The organism is Marinobacter albus, from assembly GCF_030238305.1.
GTDB classification, from domain to species: Bacteria; Pseudomonadota; Gammaproteobacteria; order Pseudomonadales; family Oleiphilaceae; genus Marinobacter; species Marinobacter albus.
Genome location: NZ_JASSQD010000003.1, coordinates 611,241 through 620,689, shown reverse-complemented (window position 1 = coordinate 620,689; position 9,449 = coordinate 611,241). Strand labels below are relative to the sequence as shown.

Annotated in this window: 10 protein-coding genes; all 10 read left to right on the top strand. The window is 57.2% G+C overall.

Annotation, left to right across the window (positions count from 1 at the left end):
• Window positions 1-166 precede the first annotated feature (166 nt).
• The 10 genes from QQF73_RS17780 to QQF73_RS17735 all read left to right on the top strand — a co-directional run bounded on the left by QQF73_RS17780 (window position 167) and on the right by QQF73_RS17735 (window position 9,347).
• Window positions 167-1,717 (top strand): 2-isopropylmalate synthase, encoded by a 1,551-nt coding sequence (locus QQF73_RS17780; protein WP_219868662.1) that lies wholly within the window; start codon window positions 167-169, stop codon window positions 1,715-1,717.
• 30 nt (window positions 1,718-1,747) lie between these two features.
• A complete protein-coding gene (locus QQF73_RS17775) occupies window positions 1,748-2,560 on the top strand; it encodes a 2-isopropylmalate synthase (protein WP_285369016.1) in 813 nt (270 codons plus the stop codon).
• Window positions 2,527-3,042 carry a ribosomal protein S18-alanine N-acetyltransferase gene (gene rimI / locus QQF73_RS17770; protein WP_285369014.1) on the top strand — a complete coding sequence of 172 codons (516 nt, stop codon included), beginning with the start codon at window positions 2,527-2,529 and terminating at the stop codon, window positions 3,040-3,042. The genes QQF73_RS17775 and rimI overlap by 34 nt, the downstream gene beginning before the upstream one ends.
• A 62-nt stretch (window positions 3,043-3,104) precedes the next feature.
• Window positions 3,105-4,685 (top strand): peptide chain release factor 3, encoded by a 1,581-nt coding sequence (gene prfC / locus QQF73_RS17765; protein ID WP_219868660.1) that lies wholly within the window; start codon window positions 3,105-3,107, stop codon window positions 4,683-4,685.
• 20 nt (window positions 4,686-4,705) lie between these two features.
• Window positions 4,706-5,482 carry a TatD family hydrolase gene (locus QQF73_RS17760; protein WP_219868659.1) on the top strand — a complete coding sequence of 259 codons (777 nt, stop codon included), beginning with the start codon at window positions 4,706-4,708 and terminating at the stop codon, window positions 5,480-5,482.
• Between the two features lie 208 nt (window positions 5,483-5,690).
• A complete protein-coding gene (gene rplM / locus QQF73_RS17755; protein ID WP_218636853.1) occupies window positions 5,691-6,119 on the top strand; it encodes a 50S ribosomal protein L13 in 429 nt (142 codons plus the stop codon).
• 12 nt (window positions 6,120-6,131) lie between these two features.
• Window positions 6,132-6,524 (top strand): 30S ribosomal protein S9, encoded by a 393-nt coding sequence (gene rpsI / locus QQF73_RS17750; protein WP_218636854.1) that lies wholly within the window; start codon window positions 6,132-6,134, stop codon window positions 6,522-6,524.
• A gap of 242 nt (window positions 6,525-6,766) precedes the next feature.
• Entirely contained in the window at window positions 6,767-7,360 is a 594-nt protein-coding gene (gene petA, locus QQF73_RS17745; protein WP_219868658.1) for a ubiquinol-cytochrome c reductase iron-sulfur subunit, read from the top strand.
• Entirely contained in the window at window positions 7,360-8,592 is a 1,233-nt protein-coding gene (locus tag QQF73_RS17740) for a cytochrome b (protein WP_218636856.1), read from the top strand. Before petA ends, QQF73_RS17740 begins: the two co-directional genes overlap by 1 nt.
• Entirely contained in the window at window positions 8,592-9,347 is a 756-nt protein-coding gene (locus QQF73_RS17735) for a cytochrome c1 (RefSeq protein WP_285369011.1), read from the top strand. The genes QQF73_RS17740 and QQF73_RS17735 overlap by 1 nt, the downstream gene beginning before the upstream one ends.
• The last annotated feature ends 102 nt before the right edge of the window (window positions 9,348-9,449 follow it).

Below are 9,449 nucleotides of genomic sequence, written 5' to 3'. Positions count from 1 at the left end.
CGCCGATGGTAGTGTGGCATTGCCCATGTGAGAGTAGGTCATCGTCAGACTCCTAATACCAAAAACCCCAGCTTCCTCGAGGCTGGGGTTTTTTATTGCCCTCTAAAAAATCCCCGTCAGTGGTATACTCCGGTATCCGAGCCAAATTAATTGATGGAGCCTGCGAATGCCCGCCCCCGACCATCTGGTTATCTTCGACACCACGCTCCGTGACGGCGAGCAAAGCCCCGGTGCCACCATGAACAAGGCCGAAAAGCTTCGGATTGCAAAAGCGCTGGAGAAGCTTCGCGTCGACGTGATTGAGGCGGGCTTTGCCATTGCCAGTCAGGGCGACTTCGAGGCGGTGAAGGCCATCGCAGAGTCGATCAAGGAGTCGACCATCTGCAGTCTGGCCCGGGCTCTGGATAAGGATATTGACCGGGCGGCGGAGGCCATTCAGCCCGCCGAGCGGGGACGTATCCATACCTTCATTGCCACCTCGCCCATTCATATGAAGCACAAGCTTCAGATGCAGCCCGACGAGGTGGTCGCGCAGGCCGTGCGTGCCGTCAAGCGTGCCCGCAGTCATGTTGATGACGTTGAATTTTCCTGTGAGGATGCCGGTCGTTCTGAGCTGGATTTCCTGTGCCGGATCATTGAGGCGGCCATTGACGCGGGGGCTCGCACGATCAACATTCCGGATACCGTGGGCTACGCCATTCCCGAACAGTTCGGTGACACCATCGCGAAACTGCTGACCCGCATCCCCAACGCCGACAAAGCCATCTTTTCCGTTCACTGCCACAATGATCTGGGGCTGGCTGTTGCCAACTCACTGGCGGCAGTGACCAAAGGGGCGCGTCAGGTGGAATGCACGATCAATGGGTTGGGAGAGCGTGCGGGAAACGCGTCGCTGGAAGAGCTGGTGATGGCTGTGAGAACGCGTCAGGATCTCTTTGAGATTGATACCCGAATCGACACCCGGCACATCGTTCCAGCGTCCCGTCTGGTTTCGACCATAACCGGTTTTCCGGTCCAGCCCAACAAGGCGATTGTGGGGGCCAATGCGTTTGCCCACGAATCCGGTATTCATCAGGATGGCGTTCTGAAGCACCGGGAAACCTACGAAATCATGCGCGCCGAAGATGTGGGCTGGCATACCAACAGCCTGGTTCTCGGCAAACATTCGGGGCGCAATGCCTTCCGTACCCGGTTGTTGGAGCTGGGCATCGAGTTCGAGACGGAAACCGAGCTCAACGAGGCCTTTACCCGGTTCAAGGCCCTGGCAGATCTGAAGCACGAGATCTTTGACGAGGACCTGCAAGCCATTGCCAGTGATACCCGCCAGAAAGAGGAGGTTGGGCGTTATGGCCTGGTGTGTATGCAGGTCTGTTCCGAAACCGGTGTGGTACCAAGAGCCAACCTGACCCTTACCCTAGATGGCAAGGAGCATAAGGTGGAAGCGGAAGGCAGTGGGCCGGTCGATGCCACCTTTAAGGCGATCGAGTCGCTGGTGGATTCCGGCTGTAATCTGCAGCTCTATTCCGTCAATAACATCACCAGTGGCACTGATGCCCAGGGCGAAGTAACGGTTCGACTTGAGCGTGGCGGTCGGATCGTAAACGGCGTCGGTGCGGATACCGATATCATCATCGCCTCAGCCAAGGCCTACATCGAGGCGCTCAACCTCATTAGCCGCGGGGGTATTCGGCAGCACCCCCAGGTTGCGGATGTTTAAACGTAAATGACCGGAAGTTTCAGACAGCCAATGATGCAATCGGAAACCGAACGGCAATTCTATCTTGGTATGGCGGGCGTGCGGCTCTGGTATGCCCGGAGCGCTTTGCCGGGAGCAGCACCAAGCCCAGACTATATTTTTGACGATGAGCAGGGCTCCGAGGCCGATCAGCTAGAGGTTCCCGTCCCTTCGGCTCCAGTTCGGCCTGTCCGGGGCGGAGCCTCCCCGCCTGGAGATCGTCAGGAAACCGGTGGCGCAAGGGTCGCCAACCTTCAGGCGTTAATTGACGACGCCGGATCTCCTTCCGGCCGTCCGGGTAGGGCTGATGGCTCACAGGGTGACAAGGTTTTGCCAGAAGAGAGCGAACCTGGCTCTGCAGAGAAGGATGTGGCCCCGGTCATAAGTGGTGGGCTGACACCCGAACTCAATTTGCAGCTATGGATCGGACGGGACGTATCAATGATCGCAAGGCTTTCGGCGGAGGCGAGCCTGCGTTTGCAGGAAACGTTGGCTGAGAACATCCTCAAGAGTCTTGGCGAAACCCAGCTTCGCCGGGTGGGGCCCGTCCGCTGGCCGGTGTTTAATAATCTGCGGGCGCCAGGTAATTCGATGGCAGATCTCAGGTCGGTTCTTGATCATGCTTTGTCGACGTTGCAGGGCCAGAAAGTTGTGGTACTCGGGCTCCCTGGGCCGGAGGGGTATGACGGCGATGAGAGTTGGCTGCAATACATTTCCGGTACCCGTCCGGATCTGAACTTTGCGGGCACGTTGGCCGAATTGGCGTCTGATCCCGCCCAGAAGCGAGCCTTGTGGCAGCAACTGAAATCGTTGGCAGGGCAGTGATGTTGGAATCGGAGGCCTTTCGCCGGGTCATGCACAGTGACCTGACCATCCGGCTTCTGGCCCGGGAGGACCTGCCTCAGGTTCTTCAAATAGAGCGACAGAGTTATTCCCATCCGTGGGCCGAAGCGGTTTTCCGGGATTGCTTTCGGGAAAACTACCGCCTGTGGGCCGCCTGCCAGGGGGATGTGCTGGTTGGGTACGCCGTGGTTGCCTATATGTTCGACGAGGCGCACCTGCTGAATCTGTGTATACACCCGGACCGGCAAGGTCAGGGATTCGGTCGGCAGCTGTTGCGTCACCTGTTGGGTGAGGCGGGCCGTGAAAACCTCTGGCAGACCATCCTCGAAGTTCGCCTCAGCAATAAGGCCGCCCACCAGCTTTATCTGGCGGAGGGTTTTGCCGAAATCGGCCGTAGGCCGCGCTACTATCCCGCGGCTGACGGGCGCGAGGATGCCCGCGTGATGGCGTTCCGGTTCGCGTAAAAGTCGCTTAGCCCCTATAATAGCCGCTTTCTCGAACATCTGATTCAGGTTGCCTCTCTACTATGTCAAACCTTTCCCAGGAAGTGGCCAAGCGCCGCACCTTCGCGATCATCTCGCACCCGGACGCCGGTAAGACCACCATTACTGAAAAGGTCCTGCTGTTCGGGCAGGCGATTCAGAAGGCCGGCACCGTGAAAGGGAAAAAATCCGGGCAGCATGCCAAGTCCGACTGGATGGAAATGGAAAAGGAGCGGGGGATTTCCGTAACGACCTCCGTGATGCAGTTTCCCTACGGCGGTAAACTGGTCAACTTGCTGGATACGCCAGGTCACGAGGACTTCTCAGAAGACACCTACCGGACCCTGACGGCGGTCGACTCCTGTCTGATGGTTATCGATAGTGCCAAGGGCGTCGAGGAGCGAACCATCAAGCTGATGGAAGTGACTCGCCTCCGCGATACACCGATTCTGACGTTCATGAACAAACTGGACCGGGATACCCGCGATCCCGTCGAGCTGATGGATGAGGTCGAGGATGTCCTCAAAATCGCCTGTGCCCCGATTACCTGGCCGATTGGCATGGGGAAGAGTTTCAAGGGGGTTTACCACCTGCTCCGCGACGAGGTAGTTCTGTACCAGTCCGGCCAGGGGCATACCATTCAGGATACCCGGATCATTCCCGGCCTGGACAACCCCGAGCTTGATGAGGCGATCGGGGCTTACGCGGGTGATCTGCGGGACGAAATCGAACTGGTGAAAGGGGCGTCTCATGAGTTCGACCAAGAGGCGTTCCTGGCCGGAGAACTGACCCCGGTGTTCTTTGGTACTGCTCTGGGGAACTTTGGTGTCGATCACATGCTGGATGGGCTGGTTGAATGGGCGCCACAGCCGCAACCGCGAGAAACGGACCAGCGTCTGGTCGAGCCGGCCGAAGACGGTTTTTCCGGGTTTGTTTTCAAGATCCAGGCAAATATGGATCCTCAGCACCGGGACCGCGTCGCGTTCCTGCGGATCGTCTCGGGAAAATACGTCCAGGGAATGAAGGCCCGCCATGTCCGGATTGGCAAGGAGGTTCGCTTCTCAGATGCACTGACCTTTATGGCTGGTGATCGTGAGCATGCCAGCGAGGCCTTCGCCGGCGATATCATCGGCCTGCACAATCACGGCACGATTCAGCTGGGTGATACGTTTACTGCCGGTGACGACATGAAGTTCACCGGGATTCCGAACTTCGCGCCTGAACTGTTCCGCCGCATCCGCCTGAAGGACCCGCTCAAGGCCAAGCAGCTTCAGAAGGGCCTGATCCAGCTGTCGGAAGAAGGGGCGGTCCAGGTGTTCCGTCCGCTCAGGAACAATGACCTCATTGTTGGTGCGGTTGGTGTGCTGCAGTTCGACGTGGTGGTCAGTCGCCTCAGGAGCGAATACAAGGTGGAGGCGATCTATGAGCCGATCAACGTGGCAACCGCGCGTTGGGTAACCTGTAAGGACGAGCGCAAATTCGATGAGTTTCAGCGCAAGAATAATGACAACCTGGCTCTTGATGGCAGTGATCGACTCGCCTACATCGCACCGACGATGGTAAATCTCAACCTCGCGCAGGAGAGATTTCCGGATGTGGAGTTCCACAAGACCCGGGAGCACTGAGGCTCGGGCTGGAGGTGTGAGTGCGATTGATCGATGCTCATTGTCACTTTGATTTCCCCCGGTTCGACGGATGCCGAGACAGCGAGCTTGATCGGGCGCGGGAATCAGGGCTGGTCGGACTGGTCATACCGGGAGTGCGCCGGGCAGACTGGGATCGGGTTCGCGAGACCGCACTGGCATACCCGGAGACGTTTTATTGTCTGGGCATTCACCCATGGTATGTGGCGGAACATGACGACAGCGACTTACAGCTGCTCGAGCGCCTCATAAGGCAGCGTCCGGAACGGTGTGTTGCTATCGGTGAATGCGGTCTTGATCGCGTCCATGGCGACCTTGATGCCCAGTGGCCCTGGTTCGAGGCGCAGGTCGGCCTGGCGATGCGAGAGCAATTTCCGCTGGTCGTTCACTCGGTCAGAACCCATGACGAGGTCCACGGCATTCTGAACCGGGCGAACTGGGAGGGGCCGGCTCTCGTGCACGGGTTTTCCGGAAGTTATCAGCAGGCCTGCAAGTTAGTTGATCTGGGGTGTTGCATCGGTATCGGCGGGGTGATTACCCACGTCAGCGCCCGGAAGACCCGCGAGGCGGTGGCAAAGTTGCCGCTCAGCGCCCTGGTGCTGGAGACCGATGCTCCAGATATGGCGCCGAGTGGCGTCGAAAAAGGGCGCAATTCCCCCGCAAACGTCGGACTGGTTTTGCGGGTCCTGGCGGAACTCCGAGGCGTCAGCCCCGAAGCGTTGGCGCCAGTCCTGCTGGAGAACGCCCGGCGGTTATACCGCTTGGAACAGGGGGTATAGGGGAATAACGAAACACCGGGGCTCGGGGTTGGCTTTCTTCAGCCGTTCGAGTATACTTCGCGCCCTGGCTTTTCAAGGCGATGTCACTGTCTCAGCCCCGAACGGTGTCACTGCCGCATTAATTACAGGTACAGAACCTCCTCCGGATGCCAAGCATGTACCGGTGGTGGTTTTTAACGTTTCTTATATAGCGTTCAAGGCGGAATCAATGAAGACTCTGAGTGCGAAACCAGAAACAGTAAAACGTGACTGGTACGTTGTAGACGCAGCCGGCAAGACGCTGGGTCGTCTGTCAACCGAAATCGCCCGTCGTCTGCGGGGCAAGCATAAGCCTGAGTACACCCCTCATGTAGACACCGGCGATTACATTGTTGTTATCAATGCGGGCCAGGTGCGGGTTACCGGCAACAAGTCATCTGACAAGATGTACTACAGTCATACCGGCTTTCCGGGTGGAATCAAGTCCATCAACTTCGAGAAGCTGGTGGACAAGGCGCCTGAGCAAATCATTCAGAAGTCTGTCAAAGGCATGCTTCCGAAGGGCCCGCTCGGCCGCGCCATGTTCAAAAAGCTGAAAATCTATGCCGGCGCTGAGCATCCTCACGCAGCCCAGCAGCCCAAAGAACTCGACATTTAACGGAAGGCGGATATGTCTGTAGCACAAAATTACGGTACTGGTCGCCGCAAGACATCCACGGCTCGGGTTTTTATCAAGCCGGGAAGCGGTAACATTTCCATCAACGGTCGCACTATCGAAGACTTCTTCGGTCGTGAGACTCTGCGCATGATCGTTCGTCAGCCCCTGGTTGTTGCTGAATCGACCGATCGCTTCGATATCAACATTACCGTCAAGGGTGGTGGTATCAGTGGTCAGGCCGGCGCGATTCGCCACGGTCTGACACGTGCCCTGATGGATTACGATGAAACTCTGCGTCCGGCGCTGCGCAAAGCGGGTTACGTTACCCGTGATGCCCGCGAAGTCGAGCGTAAGAAAGTGGGTCTGCGCAAGGCGCGTAAGCGTCCTCAGTTCTCCAAGCGTTAAGACCGCTGGAGCAGGATCCAGAAAACCCGGCCTTTTTGGTCGGGTTTTTTTATGTCCGGATGATTCGGGGTGAATTGATCTGGAGCAGGGATGAGGCCGCCCGAGGCGGCTATCCGACTTGTAAGCCCCCGGTAATTTCATTACCATTTGGGCGCTTATATTTTTGGGTTGTGAAGTCCTTTTTGATGCACATTGCCGGCTGTTCGGCGGGCTGTGACATCGCCTGATGGGAGAAAACCATAATGAGTAATGGCGACGTGAGCCAAGGCCGGCGCCGGTTTCTGATCGGTGCTACGTCGGTGGTAGGTGGAGTCGGCGTCGTCGGTGCGGCAGTTCCGTTCGTGGCATCCTGGAATCCCAGTGCCAAGGCGGAAGCAGCTGGTGCGCCGGTAACCGTCAATATCAGCAAGATAGAGCCGGGTCAACAGATCACCGTTGAGTGGCGAGGTAAGCCAGTCTGGATTATCCGCCGTGATGAAGCGATGCTTCAGAACATCGAGAAGCTGAACGAAAAGGTGAAGGACCCGCAGTCCGAAACACCGCAGCAGCCTCCTTACATCGATGGTATCTATCGGGCCCTCAAACCGGAAATTGCCGTGATTGTAGGTCTGTGTACCCACCTTGGTTGCGTGCCGTCCTATCGTCCCGAGGTTGCGCCGGCGGATCTGGGTGAGGACTGGCTCGGTGGCCTCTTCTGTCCGTGCCATGGTTCGAAATACGACCTCGCCGGTCGCGTATACGAGGCCCAGCCTGCTCCAGTGAACCTCGAGGTTCCGCCCTATCGTTACGACGATGACGTGACCCTCACGATTGGTCTTGACCCGGAGGCAGCGTAATGCAGAAGTTCATTCAGTGGGTAGACGAACGTCTGCCGGTCGTTGAAGCCTGGAACAAGCACCTTGGCAAGTATTACGCGCCAAAGAACTTCAACATCTGGTACTTTTTCGGCTCGCTCGCCATGCTTGTACTGGTCAACCAACTGGTTACCGGCATCTGGCTGACCATGAGCTACAACCCTTCGGCGGAGGGTGCGTTTGCCTCCGTTGAATACATCATGCGCGATGTTGAATGGGGCTGGCTGCTCCGTTACCTGCACTCCACGGGCGCATCGGCGTTCTTTGTCGTGGTCTACCTCCATATGTTCCGCGGCCTCATGTACGGCTCCTATCAGAAGCCCCGGGAGTTGATCTGGATCTTCGGCATGCTGATCTATCTGGTGCTCATGGCCGAAGCCTTCATGGGCTACCTTCTGCCCTGGGGACAGATGTCATACTGGGGTGCTCAGGTTATCGTTAACCTGTTCGGCGCTATCCCGGTGATCGGTGAAGATCTTTCCCTGTGGATTCGCGGTGACTACCTGATCTCGGGGATTACCCTGAACCGATTCTTTGCATTGCATGTTGTGGCTTTGCCAATCGTGCTGCTTGGTCTGGTGGTGCTTCATATCCTGGCGCTGCACGAAGTGGGGTCGAACAATCCTGACGGTATCGACATCAAGAAGAACAAGGACGAGAACGGCATTCCCAAAGACGGCATTCCGTTCCATCCGTATTACACCGTGCACGACTTGCTGGGTGTAGCTGTGTTCTTCTTCATCTTCTTCGTTGTGGTCTTCTTCTTCCCGGAAATGGGCGGTCTGTTCCTGGAGAAGCCGAACTTTGAGCCGGCTAACGCACTGAAAACTCCCGCGCACATTGCGCCGGTCTGGTACTTCACGCCGTTCTACGCGATGCTGCGGGCGGTAACGGTTGATCTGTTCGGTCTGCCTGCCAAGTTCTGGGGTGTGGTCGTCATGGGAGGGGCCATTGCCATTCTGTTTGTGCTGCCCTGGCTCGATAAGAGCCCGGTCCGGTCCATGCGTTACAAAGGCTGGCTCAGCAAAATCGCCCTCGCGATCTTCGCCGTCAGCTTTGTCGTTCTGGGCTATCTGGGTCTGGTTCCGGCAACTGCGGGGCGGACCACAGTCGCGCAGATTCTGACCGTGCTGTACTTCCTCTACTTCATTCTCATGCCGTTCTACACGCGGATGGAAAAAACCAAGCCAGTGCCAGAGAGGGTGACAGGATAATGAGAAAACTGATTTTTGGTCTTTTCATCGTATTCCTGCCGGCTCTCGGGCTGGCTGCGGGTGGTGGGGTTACTCTCGATCACATCGAGACAGATCACACCAACAAGGAGTCCCTGCAGCGTGGTGTGGCTCTCTTCAGCAACTATTGCATGGGGTGTCACTCCATGGAATATGCGCGCTATAAGCGCGTTGCCGACGATCTCGACATCCCGGCTGAGCTGTACGAGGAGAACCTGATCTTCACGGGCGCCAAAATCGGTGAACTGATGAAGAACTCCATGAGCAAGGACATGGCTGCCGACTGGTTCGGTGCGCCGCCACCGGATCTGACGCTCGAGACACGCCTGCGCGGCGAGTCCTGGGTTTACTCATACCTGCGTGGCTTCTACCAGGATGACAGCCGTCCGCTGGGCGTGAACAACGTGGTTTTCCCGAACGTAGGCATGCCGCACGTGCTGGTTGGGCTACAGGGGCTGTGTGCCGTTGAGCCGCATATCGGGGTTGAGGCAAGTGTTGAGCCGCTAAGTGGCAACATCAACAACGCCGATGCCTGTCCTGAGTACGCCATTGAGGGCAGCATGTCAGCCGGGGAGTTTGATCAGGCGATGTACGATCTGACCAACTTCATGTCTTACATGGCAGATCCGGTCAGAGTAGAGCGCGAGCGTCTGGGTATCTTCGTACTGATCTTTGTCGCTATCTTCTTTGTCTTTGCCTACCTGCTCAATCGTGAGTACTGGAAGGACGTGCACTGAGAAATAGGGTATAATCCCGTTTCCTGATTTCCAGCGGGCAATAACCGGCCCGCTGGAATTTGCGTTTTTTCGGGATCATTTCGGTTTGTTTACTCGTGAGGT

Bases quoted from the DNA above. Each gene is read 5' to 3' on its own strand.
- rpsI (WP_218636854.1), top strand. From the start codon at position 6,132: ATGTCTGTAGCACAAAATTACGGTACTGGTCGCCGCAAGACATCCACG.
- petA (WP_219868658.1), top strand. From the start codon at position 6,767: ATGAGTAATGGCGACGTGAGCCAAGGCCGGCGCCGGTTTCTGATCGGT.
- QQF73_RS17740 (WP_218636856.1), top strand. From the start codon at position 7,360: ATGCAGAAGTTCATTCAGTGGGTAGACGAACGTCTGCCGGTCGTTGAA.
- rplM (WP_218636853.1), top strand. From the start codon at position 5,691: ATGAAGACTCTGAGTGCGAAACCAGAAACAGTAAAACGTGACTGGTAC.
- prfC (WP_219868660.1), top strand. From the start codon at position 3,105: ATGTCAAACCTTTCCCAGGAAGTGGCCAAGCGCCGCACCTTCGCGATC.
- QQF73_RS17780 (WP_219868662.1), top strand. From the start codon at position 167: ATGCCCGCCCCCGACCATCTGGTTATCTTCGACACCACGCTCCGTGAC.
- QQF73_RS17735 (WP_285369011.1), top strand. From the start codon at position 8,592: ATGAGAAAACTGATTTTTGGTCTTTTCATCGTATTCCTGCCGGCTCTC.
- QQF73_RS17775 (WP_285369016.1), top strand. From the start codon at position 1,748: ATGATGCAATCGGAAACCGAACGGCAATTCTATCTTGGTATGGCGGGC.